The 23,452-nt window shown below is 67.6% G+C and carries 19 protein-coding genes and 1 tRNA gene; 12 read left to right on the forward strand and 8 right to left on the reverse strand.

The genetic code is table 11. From position 1 onward, the window contains the following. The first annotated feature begins 56 nt into the window (after positions 1-56). On the forward strand, positions 57-1,151 hold the full coding sequence (locus ACSYHF_RS03770; RefSeq protein WP_005412326.1) for a branched-chain amino acid aminotransferase: 1,095 nt from the start codon (positions 57-59) through the stop codon (positions 1,149-1,151). Positions 1,152-1,602: 451 nt separating this feature from the next. Then, positions 1,603-3,345, forward strand: a complete 1,743-nt coding sequence (locus ACSYHF_RS03775) for a S8 family peptidase (RefSeq protein WP_053501047.1) — start codon at positions 1,603-1,605, stop codon at positions 3,343-3,345. Between the two features lie 189 nt (positions 3,346-3,534). Here the strand turns inward: ACSYHF_RS03775 and ACSYHF_RS03780 are convergent, their stop codons facing one another. The 3 genes from ACSYHF_RS03780 to wrbA form a co-directional block, all read right to left on the reverse strand. Then, a complete protein-coding gene (locus ACSYHF_RS03780; RefSeq protein ID WP_053501049.1) occupies positions 3,535-4,020 on the reverse strand; it encodes an asparaginase domain-containing protein in 486 nt (161 codons plus the stop codon). Positions 4,021-4,099: 79 nt separating this feature from the next. After that, on the reverse strand, positions 4,100-4,435 hold the full coding sequence (locus ACSYHF_RS03785; RefSeq protein ID WP_005415388.1) for a DUF2069 domain-containing protein: 336 nt from the start codon (positions 4,433-4,435) through the stop codon (positions 4,100-4,102). Further along, on the reverse strand, positions 4,432-5,025 hold the full coding sequence (gene wrbA, locus ACSYHF_RS03790) for an NAD(P)H:quinone oxidoreductase (RefSeq protein WP_053501045.1): 594 nt from the start codon (positions 5,023-5,025) through the stop codon (positions 4,432-4,434). The genes ACSYHF_RS03785 and wrbA overlap by 4 nt, the downstream gene beginning before the upstream one ends. A gap of 77 nt (positions 5,026-5,102) precedes the next feature. On the opposite strand from wrbA, the gene ACSYHF_RS03795 reads away from it, so the two are divergent. Together ACSYHF_RS03795 and ACSYHF_RS03800 are read left to right on the forward strand one after the other, a co-directional pair. Further along, entirely contained in the window at positions 5,103-6,377 is a 1,275-nt protein-coding gene (locus tag ACSYHF_RS03795) for a YihY family inner membrane protein (RefSeq protein WP_005415390.1), read from the forward strand. Next, a complete protein-coding gene (locus tag ACSYHF_RS03800; RefSeq protein ID WP_053501043.1) occupies positions 6,374-6,949 on the forward strand; it encodes a TlpA family protein disulfide reductase in 576 nt (191 codons plus the stop codon). Before ACSYHF_RS03795 ends, ACSYHF_RS03800 begins: the two co-directional genes overlap by 4 nt. 566 nt (positions 6,950-7,515) lie before the next feature. Here the strand turns inward: ACSYHF_RS03800 and ppk2 are convergent. Genes ppk2 through hemA form a run of 4 tightly spaced genes read right to left on the reverse strand, consistent with a single transcriptional unit; the run spans position 7,516 to position 12,400 of the window. Continuing rightward, on the reverse strand, positions 7,516-8,298 hold the full coding sequence (gene ppk2 / locus ACSYHF_RS03805; RefSeq protein WP_049439764.1) for a polyphosphate kinase 2: 783 nt from the start codon (positions 8,296-8,298) through the stop codon (positions 7,516-7,518). Between the two features lie 46 nt (positions 8,299-8,344). Then, positions 8,345-10,051 carry an O-linked N-acetylglucosamine transferase, SPINDLY family protein gene (locus ACSYHF_RS03810; RefSeq protein WP_447576094.1) on the reverse strand — a complete coding sequence of 569 codons (1,707 nt, stop codon included), beginning with the start codon at positions 10,049-10,051 and terminating at the stop codon, positions 8,345-8,347. A 5-nt stretch (positions 10,052-10,056) separates the two neighbouring features. Beyond that, complete coding sequence (gene prfA / locus ACSYHF_RS03815) at positions 10,057-11,139, reverse strand: peptide chain release factor 1 (protein ID WP_188247890.1); 1,083 nt, start codon at positions 11,137-11,139, stop codon at positions 10,057-10,059. Further along, positions 11,117-12,400: a glutamyl-tRNA reductase gene (hemA, locus tag ACSYHF_RS03820; RefSeq protein WP_005415395.1), complete on the reverse strand. Its 1,284-nt coding sequence runs from the start codon at positions 12,398-12,400 to the stop codon at positions 11,117-11,119. The genes prfA and hemA overlap by 23 nt, the downstream gene beginning before the upstream one ends. Before the next feature lie 63 nt (positions 12,401-12,463). On the opposite strand from hemA, the gene ACSYHF_RS03825 reads away from it, so the two are divergent. The 8 genes from ACSYHF_RS03825 to ychF all read left to right on the forward strand — a co-directional run bounded on the left by ACSYHF_RS03825 (position 12,464) and on the right by ychF (position 19,447). Then, on the forward strand, positions 12,464-14,149 hold the full coding sequence (locus ACSYHF_RS03825) for a tetratricopeptide repeat protein (RefSeq protein WP_181452197.1): 1,686 nt from the start codon (positions 12,464-12,466) through the stop codon (positions 14,147-14,149). Continuing rightward, the gene (gene lolB, locus ACSYHF_RS03830; protein WP_065178968.1) at positions 14,146-14,805 is read left to right on the forward strand and encodes a lipoprotein insertase outer membrane protein LolB; all 660 of its coding nucleotides are present in this window, start codon (positions 14,146-14,148) and stop codon (positions 14,803-14,805) included. Before ACSYHF_RS03825 ends, lolB begins: the two co-directional genes overlap by 4 nt. Continuing rightward, positions 14,802-15,671 (forward strand): 4-(cytidine 5'-diphospho)-2-C-methyl-D-erythritol kinase, encoded by an 870-nt coding sequence (ispE, locus tag ACSYHF_RS03835; RefSeq protein ID WP_065196902.1) that lies wholly within the window; start codon positions 14,802-14,804, stop codon positions 15,669-15,671. The genes lolB and ispE overlap by 4 nt, the downstream gene beginning before the upstream one ends. An 11-nt stretch (positions 15,672-15,682) precedes the next feature. Beyond that, positions 15,683-15,759 (forward strand) — tRNA-Gln (locus ACSYHF_RS03840). Between the two features lie 140 nt (positions 15,760-15,899). Next, positions 15,900-16,859: a ribose-phosphate diphosphokinase gene (locus ACSYHF_RS03845; protein WP_005415400.1), complete on the forward strand. Its 960-nt coding sequence runs from the start codon at positions 15,900-15,902 to the stop codon at positions 16,857-16,859. Between the two features lie 110 nt (positions 16,860-16,969). Next, complete coding sequence (locus ACSYHF_RS03850) at positions 16,970-17,587, forward strand: 50S ribosomal protein L25/general stress protein Ctc (protein ID WP_005415401.1); 618 nt, start codon at positions 16,970-16,972, stop codon at positions 17,585-17,587. A 48-nt stretch (positions 17,588-17,635) separates the two neighbouring features. Further along, complete coding sequence (pth, locus tag ACSYHF_RS03855) at positions 17,636-18,214, forward strand: aminoacyl-tRNA hydrolase (protein WP_065178965.1); 579 nt, start codon at positions 17,636-17,638, stop codon at positions 18,212-18,214. 141 nt (positions 18,215-18,355) lie between these two features. Next, on the forward strand, positions 18,356-19,447 hold the full coding sequence (ychF, locus tag ACSYHF_RS03860) for a redox-regulated ATPase YchF (protein ID WP_005415403.1): 1,092 nt from the start codon (positions 18,356-18,358) through the stop codon (positions 19,445-19,447). A 504-nt stretch (positions 19,448-19,951) separates the two neighbouring features. Here ychF and ACSYHF_RS03865 read toward each other — a convergent pair. Further along, complete coding sequence (locus ACSYHF_RS03865; protein ID WP_447576095.1) at positions 19,952-23,200, reverse strand: autotransporter family protein; 3,249 nt, start codon at positions 23,198-23,200, stop codon at positions 19,952-19,954. Between the last annotated feature and the right edge of the window lie 252 nt (positions 23,201-23,452).

Below are 23,452 nucleotides of genomic sequence, written 5' to 3' on the forward strand. Positions count from 1 at the left end.
AGGGCCCGCAGTGACGCGGGCCCGGCACTACCCGCAACCAGAACAGGAATCCTCCGGTGTCCCAGTCCATCCCCAGCTTCGCCGTCACCCGTTCGGACCACCCGCGCAGCGCTGAAGAGCGCGCCAAGATCCTGGAGAAGCCGGGCTTCGGCCTGCACTTCACCGATCACATGGTGGAAGTGCGCTGGGACAAGGATGCCGGCTGGCACAATGCCAATGTGCGCGCCTACGGCCCGCTGCAGCTGGACCCGGCCGCCGCCGTGCTGCATTACGGCCAGGAAATCTTCGAAGGCATCAAGGCCTACCGCCACGCCGACGGTTCGATCTGGACCTTCCGCCCGGATGCCAACGGCCGTCGCCTGCAGCGTTCGGCGCAGCGCCTGGCGTTGCCGGAACTGCCGGTGGAGATCTTCGTCGAATCGCTGAAGCAGCTGATCGCCGTCGACAGTGACTGGGTGCCTTCGGCCGATGAGTCGAGCCTGTATTTCCGTCCGTTCATGATCGGCGACGAGGCCTTCCTCGGCGTGCGCGGCGCGCACAAGGCCGGCTACTACGTCATCGCCAGCCCGGCCGGCCCGTACTTCGCCAAGGGCGTTGCCCCGGTGTCGATCTGGCTGTCCACCGAGTACGCGCGTGCGGCCAAGGGCGGCACCGGTGCTGCCAAGTGCGGTGGCAACTACGCCGCCTCGCTGCTCCCGCAGCAGAAGGCGCAGGCGCAGGGCTGCTCGCAGGTACTGTTCCTCGACCCGGTCGAAGGCAAGTACCTGGAAGAACTGGGCGGCATGAACGTGTTCCTGGTCTACAAGGACGGCACGCTGGTCACCCCGGAACTGTCGGGCAGCATCCTCGAGGGCATCACCCGCGAGAGCATCCTGCAGCTGGCCCGCGACCGTGGCATGAAGGTCGAAGAGCGCAAGGTCAGCATCGACGAGTGGAAGGACGGCGTCGCCTCCGGTGCGATCAGCGAAGTGTTTGCCTGTGGCACCGCCGCGGTGGTCACCCCGATCGGCCAGCTGAAGGGCGAGGGCTTCTCGGTGGGCGACATCAACGCGCCGGCCGGCGAAGTCACCATGTCGCTGCGCAAGGAACTGACCGATATCCAGTATGGCCGCCTGCCGGACCGCCACAACTGGCTGGTCAAGCTGGGCTGATCGCCCACATCGAATCGTAGAGCCGAGCCCGCGCCCGGCTGCGCTTCTGGAAAGCCCGTCCCCGCGACGGGCTTTCTGCGTTTCGGGCCAAGGGGTCAGATCCCTTTCCGCGTGAAAAGGCATCTGACCCCGGATCGGTGGACGCCGATGTCGGCAAAGTCATTCCAGGACACGTGACGACCCAGTCAGGTCTGTGCAGAACACGAGAAAGTTCCTTCACCTTCACAAACCCTCGACCCGAAAAGTCTCAGAACGAACATTTCATCTTGCTGAAAAGACGCTGAAAATCTTGTGGTGTCCGGTTTCGGCCATTAGCGTCATCTGCACGGCGGATCGTTAGGGGGATCCGCTGACTCGCCGGACTTCGAACCTCGCCAACGCAAGCCAGCCCAGGGTTCGGGCCGGTGCTTCTGCCGATTCCGGCATTCACACCACAAGAAAGGGAAATACGATGTCCCAGGTAACGCAACCGCGTGTGCGTCGAGTGTGGGTGGTCCTTGGTGCGTCCGTTCTGTCATCGCTGCTGCTGGCCACGCCTGCGCTGGCCGGTGACGTCCAGCTCAGCGGCCTGCAGTCCGCGCCGACGCACCAGCGCTTCATCGTGAAGTACCGCGACGGTAGTGCGCCAGTGGCCAACACCACCGCACTGGCCTCTTCGCTGAAGAGTGCCGCCGCCGGCCTGGCCAGCAGCCAGGGCCGCGCGCTGGGCCTGCAGGAGGTCCGCAAGCTGGCCGTTGGCCCGACCCTGGTCAGGACCGATCGGCCGCTTGACCAGGCCGAATCCGAGCTGCTGATGCGCAAGCTCGCCGCCGACCCGAACGTGGAATACGTCGAAGTCGACCAGATCATGCGTGCGACGCTGACCCCGAATGACACCCGCTTCAGCGAGCAGTGGGGCTTCGGTACCTCCAACGCGTCGATCAACGTGCAGCCGGCCTGGGACAAGGCTACCGGCACCGGCGTGGTGGTGGCCGTGATCGATACCGGCATCACCAACCATCCCGATCTCAACGCCAACATCCTGCCTGGCTATGACTTCATCAGCGATGCCGCGATGGCGCGCGATGGCGGTGGCCGCGACAACAACCCGAATGACGAGGGCGACTGGTACGGCGCCAACGAGTGCGGCTCGGGCATCCCGGCCTCCAACTCCAGCTGGCACGGTACCCACGTCGCCGGCACTGTGGCGGCGGTGACCAACAACAGCACCGGCGTGGCCGGTACTGCGTTCAATGCCAAGGTCGTCCCGGTGCGCGTGCTGGGCAAGTGCGGCGGTTACACCTCCGACATCGCCGACGCGATCGTGTGGGCCTCTGGCGGCACCGTCAGTGGCGTGCCGGCCAACGCCAATCCGGCCGAAGTCATCAACATGTCGCTGGGTGGTGGCGGCAGCTGCTCCACCACCTACCAGAACGCCATCAACGGCGCGGTCAGCCGTGGCACCACCGTGGTGGTCGCCGCCGGCAACAGCAACACCAACGTGTCCTCGTCGGTGCCGGCCAACTGCCCGAACGTGATTGCCGTGGCGGCCACAACCTCGGCCGGTGCGCGTGCCAGCTTCTCCAACTACGGCACCGGCATCGACATCTCAGCACCGGGCCAGAGCATCCTGTCCACCCTCAACACCGGCACCACCACGCCTGGCAGCGCCAGCTACGCGTCGTACAACGGCACCTCGATGGCGGCGCCGCACGTGGCCGGCGTGGTTGCGCTGATGCAGTCGGTCGCGCCAAGCCCGCTGAGCCCGGCGCAGGTCGAAAGCATCATCAAGAGCACTGCACGCCCGCTGCCGGGCGCCTGCTCGGGTGGCTGCGGCGCCGGCATCGTCGACGCCAACGCGGCCGTGGCTGCGGCGATCAACGGCGGTGGCAACCCGAACCCGGGTGGCAACGTGCTGCAGAACAACGTGCCGGTGACCGGCCTGGGCGCCGCAACCGGTGCCGAGCTGAACTACACCGTCGCCGTTCCGGCCGGTAGCAGCCAGCTGCGCGTGACGATCAGTGGCGGCAGCGGCGATGCCGACCTGTACGTGCGCCAGGGCAGTGCCCCGACCGATACCAGCTACACCTGCCGTCCGTACCTGAGTGGCAACAGCGAGACCTGCACCATCAACAGCCCTGCCGCCGGCACATGGTATGTGCGGGTGAAGGCCTACAGCACCTTCTCGGGCGTGACCCTCAACGCCCAGTACTGAGCCCAAGTCCCTCTCCAAGGGCACGCCCTGGCTTCGGCCGGGGCGTTTTCGCTTCTGCAGAGCCGAGTCCATGCTCGGCTGCTCCGGCTGCCGACCGTTGTGCCACGCTGGCACGCGGTTGCCGAGCATGGCCCGGCACTACAAGGACAGTGCTCTGGCAGGTGCCGACCTTGGTCGGCACGCGGTTCCTCAGACCGACTCGAAGCGGTTCGCAGCCACGTTCTTGCGCACGTGCTGCGGGTCGAAGATCCGCCCGTTCATCGCGATGTACACGCCGCTCGGCAGCGACTGCACCGCACCGATCGCACAGCCGATGTTGAACTCGGCATCCGAGCCGCGGAAGCGTGCCGGGCTCAGTGCGCCGGTCATCACGATGGTCTTGTCGGGGATTGTCGCCAGCACCTTGCCGGTGTGCACCATCGAGTCGGTGCCGTGGGTCACCAGGACGTGCCGGGTCGGCTGCGCGGCGATGGTGGCGCGGATCAGTTCGCGGTCCTCATCGTTGATGTGCAGCGAATCCTTGCGCAGGATCGGAATCACGTTGAAGCGGAACGTCACGCCCAGCTCGCGCAGGATCATGCCGATCTGCGGATCGCCGATCTGGTAGTCCGACTTGTCGTCGAAGTAGATCTTGTCGATCGTGCCACCGGTGGTGACGACCAGGAGCTCTTCCATCATGTGCATGCGCGAAACCAGGACAGGTACTGCGGCGCGGGGCCAGGAATGCAGATGATACGACCCAGCGGGCGCAGCGTCAGCGTTGCTTGCCGAAGCGGGCGCGCAGGCCGGGCAGGCTGGCGCTGAAGATCACCAGGAGGGCCAGCGCGATCTCGATCAGCGCCAGCCAGCGCGTTTCCGGGTGGCTCCAGGCGCTCATCACGCCGTGGCTGAACCAGCCCAGCGCCAGTACCGAGGCCCAGAATCCGGCCTTGCGCCAGCCCAGGCGCACGGCGATGGCCAGCGCCAGCGGCGGCGCGGTGAACACCAGCTGGGTCGCCAGCCAGTGCTTGTCATTGATGAACCAGCCCGCGAACAGCGCGGCCAGCCCCATCAGGGCCAGCAGCAGGACCGTGCGCGGCGCGGCGCTCATCGGGCCAACCGCTGCGCGATGCCGGCCACCCGGCGCCCCAGCGCGCGCGCCAGCACGGCTTCGTCGTCGGTCGGCTGCGGGTCGTCGGCGGCACCGGCGACGTGGCTGGCGCCATAGGGTGTGCCGCCACTGGTGGTATGGCTCAGCGCCGGTTCGGTGAACGGGATGCCGACGATCACGCAGCCATGGTGCAGCAGCGGCACCTGCATCGACAGCAGGGTCGATTCCTGGCCGCCATGCATGGATGCGGTGGACGTGAACACGCCAGCCGGCTTGCCGGACAGGGTGCCATTGACCCATTCGGCGCCCAGCCCATCCAGGAAATGCTTCACCGGCGCGGCCATGTTGCCGAAGCGGGTCGGGCTGCCGAGCAGCAGGCCCTGGCATTCGACCAGGTCCTGCACGCTTACATAGGGGGCGCCATCTTCGGGTACCGGCGGCTGCGCGGTCTGGGTCACTGCGGCCACCGGCGGCACCGTGCGCAGGCGCGCGGTCATGCCCGGCACTTCGCCGATGCCCCGCGCGATCTGGCGCGCCAGCCGTGCCACCGAACCGCCCCGGCTGTAATACAGCACCAGAATCTCGCCCATCGTGCCCGCTTCTCCTCGTCGTGTGGCCACCAGTATGGCTATCCTGCGAGCATTCCGCATCGGGTACCCTTCCACCGATGGAACCTTTGGATACGCTCAACCTGTGGATGGAGCGCGCGCGGGATCGCGCACGGGCCATCAGTTTCGGCCGCTTCCTGTGGCATCGCTTCCTCGACGACCGCCTGTTCCAGGCAGCGGCGGCGCTGGCGTACACCACGGTGTTCGCGCTGGTGCCGCTGGCCATCGTGGTATTCGGCGTGCTCTCGGCCTTTCCCGTTTTCGACCGCTGGAGCGATCAGCTCAGCGACTACGTGTTCTCCAACTTCGTGCCCTCCGCGGCGCGCGCGGCCGAGGGTTACCTGCGGCAGTTTTCGGCCAGTGCCGGCCAGCTGACCGCCGCCGGCTTCATCGCACTGGTCGCCTCACTGCTGATCACGCTCAACAGCGTGGAAGAGACCTTCAACCAGATCTGGCGGGTCGGCTCGAGCCGGCCCAAGCTGACCCGCTTCCTGGTCTACTGGACCGTGCTGACCCTGGGCGCGATGCTTGCCGCCGCATCGCTGGCAGTATCGGCGAGGGTGTTCGCGATGCCGTTGTTCGGTACCCAGGAGGGCCGTTGGTTGGCCGAACTGGCGCTGCGGCTGGCACCGATCCTGATCGAGTTCGTCTGCATCACGCTGATGTTCCGCGTGGTACCGCACCACACGGTGAAATGGCGGCATGCCGTGCCCGGCGCGATCCTGGCGGCGGTCATCCTTGAACTGGTGAAGTGGGGCATCGGCGCGTATCTGGGCAGCTTCCAGTCCTATCAGAAGCTGTATGGCACGGTCGCCTTCGTGCCGATCCTGCTGCTGTGGATCTACCTGTGCTGGGTGGCGGTGCTGCTGGGTGCGTCGCTGGCCTCCTCGATGGCCGCCTTCCGCTACCAGCCGGTCGAGCTGCGCCTGCCGCAGGGGTACGAGTTCTATGGGCTGCTGCGCCTGCTTGGCCGCTTCCAGCATGCACGGGCCAAGGGCAAAGGCCTGGCCGATGACGAGATCCTGCGGCTGGAGCCGATGCTGACCGATTCACTGCTGCAGGACCTGATCTGCAACCTGCAGGAGATCGACCTGCTGCGCCGCGATGAGCGCGGCGAGTGGCTGCTGTCGCGCGACCTGGACCAGGTCAGCCTGGCCGATCTTTACGAATGCACCCAGCTGCGCATCCCGGTAGCCGAGCAGCACCTCCCGTACCGCGACGACAGCCTGGGCCGTGCCGCCTTGGCGGCGCTGGATGACCTGCGACTGCCCCTGCGCGAACGCCTGAAGCGCAAGGTCAGTGATATCTATACCGACTCTGGAGACACCCCATGACCCGCAAGACGTCGTTGCCGCTGCTGCTCCCGTTGACCCTGCTGCTGGCCCTGGCGGCCTGCAAACCGGCCCAGGAGCCGGCACCGGCCAGCAGCCAGCCACCGGCGCAGGCACCGACGCCGAGCACGCCGGCACCGGTCGAGGAAACCCCGGCCGAGCGCACCACCGCCGAGTTCCCGACGCTGAAGATGAAGGCGGTGGATGGCAGCGACTACGACCTGGCCGCGCATCGCGGCAAGTGGGTGGTGGTGAACTTCTGGGCCACTTGGTGCGCGCCGTGCCGCAAGGAAATGCCCGAGCTGTCGGCCCTGCATGCGATGCGTAGCAACATCGAAGTGGTCGGCTTGGCTTACGAGGACATCGAAGTGCCGGAGATGCAGTCGTTCCTGGCCAAGCATCCGGTGACCTATCCGATCGTGATCGTGGACCCGTTCGATCCGCCGGCCGACTTCGCCACGCCGCGTGGCCTGCCGCTGACGCATCTGCTGGACCCGCAGGGCAAGCTGGCGCACACGTTCCTTGGCCCGGTGACCGCAGCCGACATCGAAAAGCAGATCGCGGCTGCCAAGTAGTGGGTTTGTCGGCAGGGCCTGCGGCCCTGCACCCGCTACGAGCCAAGGCAACAGCAAGAGCAACAGCCGAAGCAACGGCGGGTCTCCTGAGGGATGGCGGGGTGGGTCCGGTTGCGGGGGCCGCTGCAAGTACGTCCATGTAAGCTCGGTCGCCGCATCCATGCGGCTCACGCCCCCGCAACCGGACCCACCCCGCCTTCGACAGTTCGCCGCGATCTGTCGGAATGCATGGCCTGCTCTCGGTGGGTGTCGACCCTGGTCGACACGTAGATCCACGCCATGCGTGGATGCTCTTCGTTCAATTGTCGAAATATTCGATTTCAATGGAGATTCATCCACGCATGGCGTGGATCTACCTCCGTCACCGGAAATCCGTCGGGGATGGGGTGGTGTGGGTTGGCAGGACCGTTGGCGCCATGGATGGCGCCATCGAGCCCCCATGGATGGGTTTACGGCGTGTCCTGCCAACCCACACCACCCCAGCCAACAAGCAAAACTCCCAGAGCCGGCTGTTGCCGTTGCTCTGGCTTCGGCAGGTGCAGGGCCGCAAGCCCTGCCGACCAACCCTATCCCTCGACCGGGAAATCCTCGATCGGCTTCAGCACATCGTAGTGCTCGCGATGCAGCTTGCCCTTCAGCTTCGGCAGCTCCGGCAACGGTGCGTCCACCCGCGTGTCCGGCAACCGGTCCAGCAGGTTGCGCACCAGCGTCAGCCGCCCCAGTCGCTGGTCGTTGAAGTCCACCAGCGTCCACGGCGCCGCCTCGCGATGCGTCGCGCGCAGCATCGCCTCGCGTGCCTCGGTGTACGCGCTGTACTTGCTGCGCGATTTCAGGTCGACCGGTGAGAGCTTCCAGCCCTTCAGCGGATCGAGATGGCGTTCGGCGAAGCGTTTTTCCTGTTGCTCCTGGTCCACGCACAACCAGTACTTGAACAGCAGGATGCCGTCGTCCACCAGCAGCTGTTCGAACACCGGCGCCTGGCGCAGGAACTGCTGGTATTCGGTTTCGCTGCAATAACCCATCACCCGTTCAACACCGGCACGGTTGTACCAGCTGCGGTCCATCAGCACGATCTCGCCGGCGGCGGGAAGATGCGCGGCGTAACGCTGGAAGTACCACTGCGTGGCTTCACGGTCGGTGGGCTTGGGCAGCGCCACCACCCGGCATTGGCGCGGGTTGAGATGCTGGCTGATGGCCTGGATCGCGCCGCCCTTGCCAGCTGTATCGCGGCCTTCGAACAGCACCAGCAGGCGTTGCCCGCTGTACTGCACCCAGCGCGCCATTGCGGTCAGTTCCAGCTGCAGCGGCAGCAGCAGTTCGTCGTAGTCCTTGCGCTTGAGCTTGGCCATCGTCACACCACGCGGGGAGGAAGCCGGAGCGTAACGCAGGGGTTGCTCAGGGGGTGTCGACGCCCTGCCAGCCCTGCTCGCCCGCCAGCGTCTGCAGCAGGGCGGAAAGGTCATGGGCAAAACCGGCCATGTCGAACACACCACTGTCTTCGCGTGCCTGCGCCAGTTCGGCACGCAACGCTGCCAGCGCCACCGGGTCGTTGCCCAGCGCGCTGGCGGTGGCGATGAACGCCGCATCGTCGGCAACGTTCATCCGCGAAAGACCCAGATGATGGTTGAGGCTGCCGGCCACGCGCGCGGCGAAGGTATCGCCCGGGCAGGTCAGCACCGGGCAGCCGGCCCACAGCGCATCGGAGGCGGTGGTGTGCGCGTTGTACGGATGGGTGTCGAGGAACAGGTCGGCCAGGTGATAGCGGGCCAGGTACTGCGGATGCGGCAGCTTGGCCATGAACACCAGGCGCGCCGGATCCAGGCCGGCGGCCTGCGCGGCCGCACGCAGGCGCGCATCGGCCTTGCCGGGCCCGGACAGCAGCCACAGCACGCTGCCGGGCACGGCCTGCAGCACTGCGAAGGCGCGGCCCATGCTGCGCGGGTTGAGCTTGTAGCTGTTGTTGAAGCAGCAGAACACCACGCCGTGTTCGGGCAGCCCGCACTCGGCGCGGGACGGTGCCGGTTCCAGTACGCGGGTGTTGTCCGAGGGCTGGAAGGCACGTGGCAGGCGCAGGACGCGTTCGCTGAAGTGACGTTCCAGCGATGCCGGCAGCACGAATTCGTCGGCGACCACGGCATCCAGCCAGCGCGCACCCGATGTGCCGGGGTAGGCCAGCCAGTTCAGCTGCAACGGGGCCGGGCGCATGGCCAGCACTTCGGGCGTGCCGCCGCCCCCCCAGCCGCGCAGGTCGAACAGCAGGTCGATGCCCTGTGCACGTATGCGGGCCGCGATATCGGCATGCCGCAGTGCGGCCACCTCATGCAGCCGGGTGGCGGCCTGCAGGCGTTCGCGGATGCGGCTGCCATCGGCGCGGTTCAGCGCGAACAGGTGCAGCTGCAGCGCCGGGTCATGGCGCAGGTGTTCGAGCAGGGCCACGGTCAGCAGCCCGGTGGGATGCGCGCCGAAGCCATTGGAGAGGAAGCCGACGCGCAACGCGCCGTGCTCGCGAACCTTCACTGCAGGAAGGGGGCGCACCGCCGACGCAACGACCGCCGCGCGTGCGCGCGCACAGGCCAACTGCTCCGCAGCGCTTACGTCTTCACTGAGGAAGGCGAAAGGTTCCACTGCACCCTGCCCGGAAGCGAGCGCGGCACGTACCTGCGCAGCCAGCGTGTCCACGTCCTGCCAGTCACACAGGCGGCGCTGCCAGGCCAGGCGCTGGGCCGCGATGTAGGGTTCGCCCGGCATCAGCGCGTGCGCGCGGCGATAGGCCGCTGCTGCGCCTTCGGCATCATCGGCATCTTCCAGCGCATGCCCCAGCCACAGCGCGATGCCCGGGTGCTGCGGGGCCAATGCCGAGGCCTGGCCGAGCAGCTTCGCCGCGTCGGTGTGCGCGCCGGCCATCCACGCCACGCGGCCCAGCCGCGCCAGCGCTTCGGGGTGGTTCGGGCGCAGTTGCAGGGCGTGTCGTGCGGCCTGCTCGCCGGCAGCGATGTCGCCGGCTTCCAGTTCCAGGTCGGCCAGCATCACCCAGGCGACGAAGTCGCCGGGCTGGCGTGCGATCGCCTGCTGCAGGTGCTGCCGCTGCTGCCAGGCCGTCATCGTGCTCAGCCCGCCGACAGCTGGGCCAGGGCGTCGACCTGGTGTTCGTGGCTGAGCCGCTGCAGCAGTGGGTCGAGGTCACCGGCCAGGATGTTGGGCAGGTCGTACAACGTCAGGCCTTCCACGCGGTGGTCGGTGATCCGGCCCTGCGGGAAGTTGTAGGTGCGGATGCGCTGGCTGCGATCGCCGCTGCCGACCTGCAGGCGCCGCGACTCGGCCTGTGCCGCGTCCTGGCGCTGGCGCTCGGCATCGAGCAGCTGCGCCTTCAGGCGCTTCATCGCCTTGTCGCGGTTGGCGTGCTGGCTGCGCTCGGTCTGGCACTCCACCACCACGCCGGTTGGCACATGAGTGATGCGGATCGCGGACTCGGTCTTGTTGACGTGCTGGCCACCGGCGCCGGACGAGCGGAACGTATCCACCTTCAGGTCGGCCGGATTGATGACGATGTCATCGACTTCGTCGGCCTCGGGAATGATCGCCACGGTGGCGGCCGAGGTATGGATGCGGCCCTGCGATTCGGTGGCCGGCACGCGCTGCACGCGGTGCGTGCCCGATTCGAACTTCAGGCGCGAGAACGCTCCCCGGCCGACCACACGTGCCACCACTTCCTTGTAGCCGCCATGCTCGCCGGGGTTGTCCGATTCGATCTCGACCTTCCAGCCCTGGCGCTCGGCATAGCGGGCGTACATGCGGAACAGGTCGCCGGCGAAGATCGCGGCTTCGTCGCCGCCGGTGCCGGCGCGTACTTCAAGGAACAGGTTGCCTTCGTCGCGCGGATCGCGCGGCACCAGCAACAGGGCCAGTTCCTGTTCCAGCTCCTGCAGGCGCGCCTGGGCGGCGGCGATTTCCTCGTCGGCCAGCTCGCGCAGGTCGGGGTCGGTGCGCATGCCTTCGGCGGCGGCCAGGTCGGCCTTGGCACGGGCTTCATCGGCGAGCGCGGCAGCGACCGGCTCCAGTTGGGCGAATTCGCGCGAAAGGTCGCGGAAACGGGTGTTGTCGGCGACCACATCGGGTTCGGCGAGCAGGCGTTCCAGTTCTTCGCGGCGCTCGGCCAGCGCTTCCAGCTTACGGCGCAGGGTCGGCGTCATCGGGTCTCACGGGTGGGTGGCGGTAGCCCGGCGTGGCCGGGAACAGGCGCTCGGCGGCGCGGGTCAGGTCGGCATCGCCACTCAGCGCGGCGGCGCGCAGTGCGGCGGTCGGCGGGTGCAGCAGGCGGTTGGTCAGGCCGTGGGCCAGCAGTTCCAGCACTTCGTCGGCGGGCTTGCCGTTGGCCAGCTGCTGGCGTGCGCGCTCCAGCAACTCGGCGCGGGTGGCCTCGCCGAACGCACGCAGCTGCCGCAAAGGCGCCTGATGGGCACTGGCCTGCTGGGTCTCGACGTAACGCGATACCTGCAGGTCGATGATCGCCTCGGCTTCGGCGGCGGCCTCGCGGCGGCCACGACGGTTGTCTTCCACCGCGCGTTCCAGATCATCGACGGTGTAGAGGAAGGCATCGTTGAGCGTGCCGACCTCGGCTTCGATGTCGCGCGGAACGGCCAGGTCGAACAGCAGCATCGGCTTGTGCCGGCGTGCACGCAGGGCCTTGGCCACCATCTCGCGATGGATCACCGGCTCGCGCGCGGCGGTGGCCGAGAACACCACGTCGGCCTCGCCCAGGTGGCGGTCCAGTTCGGTCAGCGGCAGGGCCACGCCGCCATGGCGGCTGGCCAGTTCCTGCGCGTGGGCCAGGGTGCGGTTGGCGATCAGCAGCCGCCGCACCTTGCCTTCGCTCAGGTGCCGTGCAGCCAGCTCGATGGTCTCGCCGGCCCCGACCAGCAGCACGGTGGAGTCGTCCAGCCGGGCGAACGCGTTCTGCGCCAGGCGCACCGCGGCCGACGCCACCGATACCGGGTTGGCACCGACCTGGGTATCGGTGCGCGCCCGCTTGGCCACCGAGAAGGTCTGCTGGAACAGGCGGTCCAGGCGCTGGCCGAGCAGGCCATGGTCGCGCGCGGTCGACCAGGCGTCCTTCACCTGGCCGAGGATCTGCGGTTCGCCCAGCACCATCGAGTCCAGCCCGGTGGCGACCCGGAACAGGTGGCGCACGGCCTCGGCATCGGCATGCTGGTACAGATAGCCCTGCAGGTCGCCGGCCTGGCTGCGCAGCCACTGGTCCAGCGCCTGTGCCGACTCGGCCACGGCGTACAGCTCGGTGCGGTTGCAGGTCGACAGCAGGACCGCCTCGGCGATCTGCGGGGTATCGCGCAGCGAGCCCAGCGCACGCGGCAACGCCTCACCGGCGAAGGCCGCGCGCTCGCGCAGCTCTACCGGTGCGGTCTGGTGATTCAGTCCGAGCACCCACAGGGTCATTGTTCAGTTGCTTGCGATAAGCTGCTGGCCATTGGACGACATTTTAAGGCCCCGATGCCGACGATGCCCGCATTGATTCGCATCCCCAGTGTTCTGCTGCTGTCCCTGGCCTGCGCCCAGGCCCTGGCGGCGGTGCCGGCCAGGGCCCCCGTGCGGGCCGCGGCCACCGGGGAACTGGCGCTGGAGCCGGTGATGGCCGGTGAGTTCGCCCTGCAGGCCGGCAAGCTGGCCGAGGCCGCGCGCTGGTACCTGCAGGCCGCGCAGCAGACCGACGGCGACGCTGGCCTGGCCGAGCGCGCGACCCGTATCTCCATGCTTGCCAATGATGACGCCAGCGCCGCCAAGGGCCTGGCCCTGTGGCAGCAGCGCGCCCCGCGTTCGTTGACCATGCGCAGCGCCGCCGGTGCGCTGGCCATGCGCCAGGGCGATGTGAAGGCCGCCCGCACTGAACTGCAGGCGCTGCTGGCCGACCCCGACGAGCGCGGCTGGAAGTTCGCCCTGGCCGCGCTGATCGGCGGTGGCCGCGACCCGGCGGTGCCGGCGCAGGTGCTCGGCGAGCTGGTCGATGCCAATGCGATTCCGCCGAAGATCGAGGCCTGGCAGGAGTTCGGCCGCCTCGCCCTGCGCATGGACAAGCCCGACCTGGCGCGGCGCATGATCGATGAAGTGGTCAGGCGCTTCCCCGAAGAACCGCGCGTAGCGTTGCTGCGTGCCAGCCAGCTGCAGCAGGCCGGCGAGACCGACAAGGCCTTGTCGCTGCTGCACGACGTCGAGCCGAAGACACGGCAGGACCCCGAGCTGCGCAATGCGGTGGCCATCGCCTACGACAGCCTGGGGCAACCGGCTGCGGCCGAGCGCGTACTGGCATTCGGCCCGCAGGATGTGCAGACCTGGGGCATGCGCGCTTCACTGTTGGCCAAGCAGGGCGACAAGGCGGCGCTGTCCAACCTCTACAACGAACTGTCGCGGCAGGCGGCCAAGCCGGACCCCGCGCAGCGCCTGTTGCTGGGCAAGATCGCCGAATACCTGAAGCGCTATCCCGAGGCGGTGCAGTGGTACCACAGTGTGCCCGGCGGTGATGAGCTGAGCGAGGCGCGCCTGCGTGCGGCCAACGCCCAGGCCCTGGCCGGACGGCTGCCGCAGGCACTGGATGAGGTGCACGCGATCCAGTCCGACGCGGTGGTCGATGATGATGTGCGCCGTGACGCGTATCTGCTGGAGGCCGAGCTACGCCAGCGCGGCGATGACAGTGCTGGCGAGCTGGATGCGCTGGCCCGCGGCCTGGCCGCCTACCCGGATGACAATGGCCTGCTGTACGCCCGCGCGCTCACCTGGGAGCGTCGTGACGATATTCCGCGCGCCGAGGCCGACCTGCGCAAGATCCTGGTGACCGACCCGGAAAACGTGCCGGCCCTGAATGCCTTGGGCTACACCCTGGCTGACCGTACCGGGCGCCTGCAGGAGGCGCTGGAGCTGATCGACCGCGCCCGCGTCGCCGAGCCGGACAACGCCGCCATCGTCGACAGCTATGGCTGGGTGCTGTATCGCCTGGGCCGCAAGGACGAAGCGCTGGTGCAGCTGCGCCGGGCCTGGACCCTGGCCAAGGACCCGGAGATCGCCGCCCATGTCGGCGAGGTGCTGTGGGTGCTGGGCAAGCATGACGAGGCCCGCCACTTCTTCGACGAAGCGGCCAAGCTCGACCCTGAAAACCGCGCGCTGCTGCGCGCCCGCGAGAAATTCAATCCATGAGTGTTTCCCTGATCCGGCCGCTGCTGTTGGCGGCTGCGACCCTGGCGGTGACCGCCTGTACCAGCGTGGGCACGCAGAAGACCCCGCCACCGGCGGTGGTCGAGACGGTCTCGGCCGAAGCGGCGCAGGCCGAAGCGGCGCGCGTGGCCGCCCTGCATGCACAGCCGGACTGGGCCTTCCAGGGCCGGGTCGCGGTCAGCAAGGGCAAGGACGGCGGCAGCGGTCGCATCGACTGGAAGCAGCAAGGCCGCCGCTACGTGGTGGAGTTGAGCGCGCCGGTGACCCGGCAGAGCTGGAAGCTGACCGGTGACACCCATTCCGAAGCTGGCCGCCTGGAAGGACTGGCAGGCGGTCCGCGCGACGGCGAGGACGCCCAGCAGCTGTTGCTGGAAGCGACCGGCTGGGACATTCCGGTCAACCAGTTGCCGGAGTGGATCCGTGGCCTGGTGGCCGGCGACGCCGCCGGCCCCGAGACGGTCGAACGCGACGGCGAAGGCCGGCCCCGCCGCATGCAGCAGATGGGCTGGCAGGTACAGTACCTGGACTGGTACCCGGCCGACGCCGGACGGCCGGCGCTGCCGCGCCGGATCGAGGCCAGCAACGGTGACGCCAAGGTGCGCCTGCTGGTGGACGAGTGGGGGCAGGGCACGCCATGAGCGGGGCAGTCGACGACGCGGGCTGGTCCTGGTGGCCGGCCCCGGCCAAGCTGAACCTGTTCCTGCACATTACCGGCCGCCGGGCCGACGGCTACCACGAACTGCAGACCGTGTTCCGCCTGCTGGACTGGGGGGACCGCATCGGCCTGCGCCTGCGTGAAGACGGCCAGGTGCGCCGGCAGGGCGAGGGCCTGGCCGGCGTGGCCGAGGCCGATGATCTGGCGGTGCGCGCCGCGCGTCTGCTTCAGGAAGCGGCGAAGGTTGCGCAAGGTGCTGACATCATCGTCGAAAAGCACGTTCCTGCCGGTGGTGGATTTGGCGGCGGTTCGTCCGACGCGGCCACCGTACTGGTGGTACTGAACCGGCTCTGGCATGCCGGCCTGGATGAAGATGCCCTGGCCGCGCTGGGCCTGCGCCTGGGCGCCGACGTGCCGGTGTTCGTGCGCGGCCGCAACGCCTGGGCCGAAGGGGTGGGCGAGCGCCTGCAGCCGATCACGCTGGCGCCGGCCTGGTATGTGGTGGTTGAACCGGGCGTTCATGTTCCCACGCCGGCCCTGTTTGCAGACCCGGATTTGACGCGCGACAGCCCAGTGGCGAAAATAGAGGACTTCGCTTCCGGGACCCTGGTCGGGAACGCGTTCGAGCCGGTGCTGCGCCGCCGTGAGCCTGCCGTCGAGGCAGCGCTTGCCGCGTTGAGCGACATCGGCACGGCGCGGCTGACCGGTTCGGGAAGTGGTTGTTTCGTCGAATTCGCGTCGCAGTCTGCTGCAGAGCAGGGACGGTCGAAATTGCCGAAGGAGTTGCGGGCAAGGGTGGCAGCGGGCGTTGCGCGTTCGCCACTGCTGGATGCACTCGAGCAACACTGATTTATCAATGCAGGGGCGTCGCCAAGAGGCCCAAGGCACCAGGTTTTGATCCTGGCATTCGTAGGTTCGAATCCTACCGCCCCTGCCAATAGCGGCTGTGTCCGCGCCTTCCAGCGCATCGCCCGCGCGGGACGTGGAAACAACCGCGGTGTTGTCAGCAGCAAGGGTCCATCCGGGTCCTTGCCGCCCCCGGATCCCCGCCACTCGTCCCCGCCCGAGACAATCATGATGCAAGAGTCCCCGAACCTGCTGGTCTTTTCCGGCAACGCCAACAAACGTCTGGCGCAGAACATCTGCAAGGAACTGGGGGTTCGCCCGGGCAAGGCGCTGGTCTCGCACTTCTCCGATGGTGAAGTGCAGGTGGAGATCGAAGAGAACGTCCGCAAGCAGGACGTGTTCGTGATCCAGCCGACCTGCGCGCCGAGCGCGGAAAACCTGATGGAGCTGCTGGTGCTGATCGACGCGCTCAAGCGCGCATCGGTGGCCAGCGTGACCGCCGTGGTGCCGTACTTCGGCTACTCGCGCCAGGATCGCCGCATGCGCTCCTCGCGCGTGCCGATCACCGCCAAGCTGGCGGCCAAGATGTTCAGCACCGCGGGCGCTGATCGCGTGCTGACCGTCGACCTGCACGCCGACCAGATCCAGGGCTTCTTCGATATTCCGGTGGACAACGTGTATGCGTCCCCGCTGCTGCTGGCCGACATCTGGCGCGCCTACGGCACCGAGAACCTGATCGTCGTCTCGCCGGACGTGGGCGGCGTGGTCCGCGCCCGTGCGGTGGCCAAGCGCCTGGATGACGCCGACCTGGCGATCATCGACAAGCGCCGCCCGCGCGCCAACGTCTCCACCGTGATGAACATCATCGGCGACGTCGAAGGCAAGACCTGCGTCATGGTCGATGACATCGTCGATACCGCCGGCACCCTGTGCGCCGCTGCCGCTGCCCTGAAGGCGCGCGGTGCGCTCAAGGTCGCCGCCTACTGCACCCACGCGGTGCTGTCGGGCCCGGCGGTGGACAACATCACCAATTCCCAGCTCGACGAACTGGTGGTGACCGACACCATCCCGCTGAAGGACGCCGCGCGGGTGTGCAGCAAGATCCGCCAGCTGAGCGTGGCGGAAATGCTGGCCGAAACGATGCGCCGCATCGCCTTCGGCGAGTCGGTCAGCTCGCTGTACGTCGACTGAGTTTTTCGTCCCTGCCGGCAACGGCGGGGACATACCCCGGGTGCTTCTGGTCGCGGAAGCATCTTCAACCGCCACGCCAAAAGGCGAGGCAACAACCTGAGTAGTCGAAAATGTCGAAGACCCATGAAATCAAGGTCACCAAGCGTGAACTGCAGCGTAAGGGTGCGAGCCGCCGCCTGCGTCACGCCGGTGTGATCCCGGCCATCGTGTACGGCGGCAACGCCGAGCCGGTCGCCATCAGCCTGGACCACAACGAAATCTGGCTGGCCCAGCAGAACGAGTGGTTCTATGCCTCGATCCTGGACCTGAACCTGGATGGCCAGGTGCAGAAGGTCCTGCTGCGTGACATGCAGCGCCACCCGTACAAGCAGCTGATCATGCACCTGGACTTCCAGCGCGTGAACGAGAACGAAGCCCTGACCGCTTCGGTCCCGCTGCACTTCGTCAACGAAGACACCTCGCCGGCCGGCAAGGCTGCCGACGTCGTGGTCACCCACGAACTGAAGGAAGTGACCATCACCTGCCTGCCGAAGGACCTGCCGGAGTCGATCGAAGTCGACCTGGGCGAGCTGAAGGCCGGTGACGTGGTGTACCTGTCCGACATCAAGCTGCCGAAGGGCGTGGAAATCCCGGCGCTGGCGCTGGGCAAGGACCACGACGACGCCATCGTCACCGCCAAGGCCGGCAAGGCCGACGCGGCTGACGAAGAAGCGGCTGCCGCCGAGTAATACCGTTACGGTGCCTGCCTCCGGGCAGGCACCGTACTGGAAGGAACCATGGCAGGACTGCGACTGATCGTCGGTCTGGGCAACCCAGGATCGGAACACGCCCGGACCCGGCACAATGCCGGGTTTCATTTCGTTGAGGCCCTGGCGGAAAAAGCTGGTGCGCGATGGAATGTGGACAGCAAGCTGTTCGGCGAGACCGCCAAGGTCGAGATCGCCGGGCAGACGGTGTGGCTGCTCAAGCCCGCCACCTTCATGAACCTCAGCGGCAAGTCGGTCACCGCCGCCCAGCGGTTCTGGAAGATCGAGCCGGAGGAAACCCTGCTGGCCCACGACGAACTGGACCTGCCGCCCGGCGCGGCACGGCTGAAGTTCGACGGTGGCCACGGCGGCCAGAACGGCCTGCGCGACACCATCCGCCTGCTCGGCCACGGCAAGTTCCATCGCCTGCGCGTGGGCATCGGCCATCCCGGCCACAAGGACCGCGTGGTGGGTTGGGTGCTGGGGCGCCCGTCGAAGGACGACGACGTGCTGATTGCACGCGCCATCGATGATGCGATCGACGTGATGCCGCTGGCGGTGCAGGGCGATTTCAACGAAGCGATGAAGCGGCTGCACACCCCGAAGTAGCCGGTAGGTACCGACCGTTGGTCGGTACGGAACCAACCAATCCGGTAGGTACCGACCGTTGGTCGGTACGGAGAATGATTGGAAAAGCAGCGCCCAGGTCGCTGTTTCCCCAATCACTTTCACCCCAGAGAGCTGTCACCCATGGGTATCAAATGCGGCATCGTCGGCCTGCCCAACGTCGGCAAGTCGACCCTGTTCAATGCGCTGACCAAGGCGGGTATCGCCGCGGCGAACTTCCCGTTCTGCACCATCGAGCCGAACGTCGGCATCGTGCCGGTACCGGATCCGCGCCTGAACGAGCTGGCGGGCATCATCAACCCGCAGAAGGTCATCCCGACCGCGGTCGAGTTCGTCGACATCGCCGGCCTGGTAGCCGGCGCCGCCAGCGGTGAAGGCCTGGGCAACAAGTTCCTGGCACACATCCGCGAAGTCGATGCGATCACTCACGTGGTGCGCTGCTTCGAGCACGGCGACATCGTGCACGTGGCCGGCAAGGTCGATCCGATCTCGGACATCGAAACCATCGATACCGAACTGGCGCTGGCCGACCTGGACAGCGTCGAGAAGGCACTGAACCGTGCCGAGCGTGCGGCCAAGGGCGGCGACAAGGATGCAGCGGCGCGCAAGCCGGTGCTGGCCAAGCTGCAGGCGGCGCTGTCGGAGGGCAAGGCCGGCCGCTCGGCCGGCCTGGACGAGGAAGAGAAGGCGCTGGTGCGCGACCTGTTCCTGCTCACCCTGAAGCCGGTGATGTACATCGCCAACGTGCTGGAAGACGGTTTCGAGAACAACCCGCACCTGGAAGCCGTGCGCGCGCATGCCGCCGCAGAAGGCGCGCAGGTGGTACCGGTGTCGGCCGCGATCGAAGAAGAGCTGTCCCAGCTCGACGACGAAGACCGCGATACCTTCCTGGCCGACCTGGGCCTGAGCGAGCCGGGCTTGAACCGCGTGATCAACGCGGCCTACAGCCTGCTCGGCCTGCAGACCTACTTCACCGCTGGCGTGAAGGAAGTCCGTGCGTGGACCGTGCGCAAGGGCGCCACTGCCCCGCAGGCCGCCGCGGTCATCCACACCGACTTCGAGAAGGGCTTCATCCGCGCCGAAACCATCGCGTATGACGACTTCATCAAGTACAAGGGCGAAGCCGGCGCCAAGGAAGCAGGTCGCCTGCGCCTGGAAGGCAAGGAATACCGCGTGCAGGAAGGCGATATCCTGCACTTCCGCTTCAACGTCTGATCCGGCGGCAACGGATCGACCCCGGACGCCCCGCCCTGTGCGGGGCGTTCGCGTTTCCGGCGATGGACAAAAAATCACCACACTGCGAAACGCTTGCGGCGTGACCTTCGCCGGCACTTGTCCACAGCAAACTCCCATCGCTTTCCACGCCACATGTGGAAAACCGCACAGCTCCCCTGTAGAGCCGAGCCTACGCTCGGCTCAGGGGGGTATCAGCAGAGCGTGGGCTCGGCTCTGCCAGGTTGCCTGTGCAATATGGACAAATTTTCACCACGCTTCGAAACGCCTGCGGTGCAATGCTCGCACCCACTTGTCCACACCAAATCCCAACCACTCTCCACGGCGGATGTGGAAAACCGCGCATGGGCGTGGACAAAAGAACGCCACTCCCTGAAACGCTTGGTGCGTGGAGCTCACCGCCACTTGTCCACACCAAACTCCCACCGCTTTCCACGCGGCATGTGGAAAAAGCGCCCGGCACTCCCTTGCCGGGCACTTCCCGCATCACCAGGTGTACGACACGCCCAGCTGGGCACCGACGTCGCGGAAGCCCATGCCGCCGCTCTGCCGGCTCAGTTCGCCCCAGCCGCGCCAGCCGCCGGACAGATCCACCTGTACACCGGCCTTGGCCTCGTAGATGTCGCGCGGCAACTGCCGCTGCAGCCGTTCACCGTCCATCGCCAGGCCCGCGCCATTGCCGCCGGACCACCAGTTCACTGCCACGTACGGATGCACCTGGCCCTGCGCCGCGCTCAACCCACGGCTGTACAGGCGCAGGCCGAGGCGAGTGCTGGTCTCGTCACCACCGCGGTCCTCGACCACCGTGCCGTTGGCCTCGACCACGCGGTCGCTGTCATAGCGGCTGTGCACCACCTGCAGTTGCGGTTGCAGGTAGATGCCGCGCTGCGCGGTGCGCCGCAGGGGCAGCACATAGCCAGCTTCGGCCGATGCACTCCAGTTGCGGGCGTCATAACGTTCCTTCTGCAGTCCATCGCCCTGCACGCTGTTGCGGAAGCGGCCGTACTGCAGCCAACCATCCACATAGGCGCCGCCTTGCATGCGTGCATCCTGCAGCCAGGTGGCATAGGCACCCACACTGGTGCCGGTGACCACGCCACGCGCGGTGTAGCCGGTCACCTGCGAGCGGCTGTCACTGCGCGCGCGGCCGTGGCCGAGCATCGCACCTGCCTGCAGTTCGCCCGCGCCGCCCACCTCGAAGCGACGGCCGACGCCGACCAGCACGCTGCTGATCTGCCCATCGACCTGGACCTGGCGATTGCGGTCGTGGCTGTCGGGCTGCGCGCTGCGAAGGTGCATCCAGGCCACGGCATCGCTGCTGGCGCCGGCCTCGGCGGCGGGGTCACCGGCGCGGTCGTGCAGGCTGTGCCGGAACATGCCCAGCGCGGCGTTGCGGTTGGCCAGGTAAGCCGCCGGTTCCGGGCGTTCCACCTGCGGGCGCGGCGGGTCGATCGGCGGTTCCGGCGGCAACGGCGGGTCGACCGGTGGTTCCGGCGGTGACGGCGGGTCGACCGGCGGTTCCGGTGGCTGCGGCGGATCAATCGGCGGTTCCGGCGGCTCCGGCGGATCGACGGGTGGCACGTATTCCGAACGCAGGTACCAGTTGCCATCATCCGGGGTCGACACGCCGCCCTTGAACAGGAAGTAGTCGTAGGCACCGGCGACCGCGCGTCCCTGCAGGCTGAACTGTGCATCGGACTGGCCGCCAACGGTGATCAGGCGGATACCCTCCTGCGTCAGTGCACCGGCACCGCCGGCATTGCGCACGCTCACGCTGGCAGTGCCGCTGCTGTTGCCATTGATGACCAGCTGGTCGCCCAGCGAAGTGTCGTCACCCAGTGCACGGTTGAAGATCCACTGGCCCCCGTTGCCCACATAGTCGCCGCTGACAGTGACGGTCTTGAAGCCGCTTGCCCCCGGGGTATCGAAGGCGATGGTGCCGGCGTGTTCGAGCGCGCCGACGCTGGAACTGGCACGCACGTTCCACTGGCTGCTGCCATCCAGCGCAAGCTGTGCGACTTGGTAGCCGGAGTCGTTGCGCAGAGCACCGCTGAACGTGGTGCCGTTGCCCAGCACCATGCGTACGTCAGCCGTTGCGCTGTCGACCACCACGTCACCGCGCAGCGTGCTGGCGTCGGCGCTGAAGTCGATGCGGCTGGTCGCCACGCTGCTGCCATCGGTGAACACCGTGTCGCTGACGCGCAGCAGGCGCCCGCTGCCGTCGCCTGCGGTCACATCGCTGCCATTGACGGTCAACGCATGGTTGCTGCCCTGCAGCCAGAACGCGGCGCCGCTGGCGGTCTCGATGTGGCTGTCATTGAAGGTGGCGCGGTTCCAGTACGGGCCGAACGCAGTCAGGTAGGAGCGGTAGCCGCCGCTGTTGCTGCCGGTCATGCGGATGTCCAGGCGGTCGGCCTGGGTCAACCGCGCGGTGTTCATGTGCACGATGCCGAACACGTTCTCGCCGTCGCCGCGGATCGCAACGGTGTCGAGCAGCGCGGTGGCGGTGGAGCCACCGATGAACACGCCGCCACCCCCGTTGCCGCGCACGTCGATCACGCTTCCGGTGGCTTCAATGCGACTGGCGGTGCTGCCGGTGGAACCGGTCACGCGTACGCCATAGGTCGCATCGCCGTGCGTGGTGATCCGGCCGCCCTGCACGGTGGCGACCCCGCCAGCGATCTCAACGCCGTAGCCGTAGGTGTCGGTCCAGGTGTCGATGGTGCTGTCGGTCAGCTGCAGGCGCGACTCATCGCTGGCCAGCCAGAATCCGGAGTAGCCGTCGCGGACATCGAACGCGGCATCGCGGGCGGTCAGCTGGCCCCAGCTGTTGATGTTCACGCCATAGCCACCGACTGTGTAGAAGCTGCCGCCGTTGATCACCGCGCTGGAATAGGTCTTGCTGATGCGGCTGCCGAGCAGGCGCATGCTGCCGCCCACCGAGTGCGCTTCCACGTTCTCCAGCAGCACGCTGCCGCCACTGTCGATATCGAACCAGCCGCCGTCCATGTAGGTGTCGTACAGCTCGGCACGGCTGCCCGCGCCATCAACGGCAACGCCCGCGAGGATGCCGCCGGGGGCGAGAGTGATGCGGCTGTTGCGGATCGTCAGCAGGCCGGCGCTGTCGGCGCGCAGGCGGGCACCACTGTCGGCACTCATCTGCAGATTGTCCAGGTGCGCTTCACTGCCCTTGCCGGAGGCACCAATCAGGGTGCCGACGCCGCCGGTCATCGCGATGCGGCCGCCGGTGTAGTGGACAACGCCACCGTTGTAGGCCTGTACGACGCCGAATCCGCTGCCGTTGCGCGTGGCATCGATGTCGACATCGCGCGCATCGATCACACTGCCGGCACCATTGGCATACAGTGCGTAGAAGCCAACACCGGTGGCCGGTGCGATCGACAGCGTCGCCCCGCGCAGTTGTACCTGGCCGCCATTGGCGGCAGACACGGCGCTGCCATTACCAGTCACGTTGATGCGGCTGCCGTCGATCAGTGCGCTGCTGCCAGCGCCGGTGACGGTCAGTGCGAAGCTGCCCGAGCCATGGGTGAGGACATCATCGGCACCGAGCTGCAGGCTGTTGCCATCGCTGACCTGCAGGGGCCCGGTCAGATCGGCGGCGTGGACCGGCAGTGCCGCCCACAGGGCGGTTGCCAGCAGGCTGGGAAGGAGGGAAGCAGGCGCGAGGCGCGCGCGCCCGGACGCACGGCGGCGCCGAGGGGGGGAGGCATACATGCTGTTGGACTTCCTGTGGCAGGGCGCAGCAGGGCTGCGCGGACTGGCGCGGCAGGGCCGCGTCGCTGCGGAAGCCACACGCGATGGCAGCTGCAGGCGCCACCGGGCTTCCGTCCCCCACGGCGACGCGGTTGCTGCCGGCAGGCGCACCATGGCGGGATGCGTCCAGCCTAGAAATCGGCACTGTCCTATGGAATCAGGCGTTTCCTAAAGCCGTCGCAGGCCCTCGTACGGGGCCTGCAGGATTCAGCC

This window comes from Stenotrophomonas maltophilia group sp. P373, from assembly GCF_053295075.1.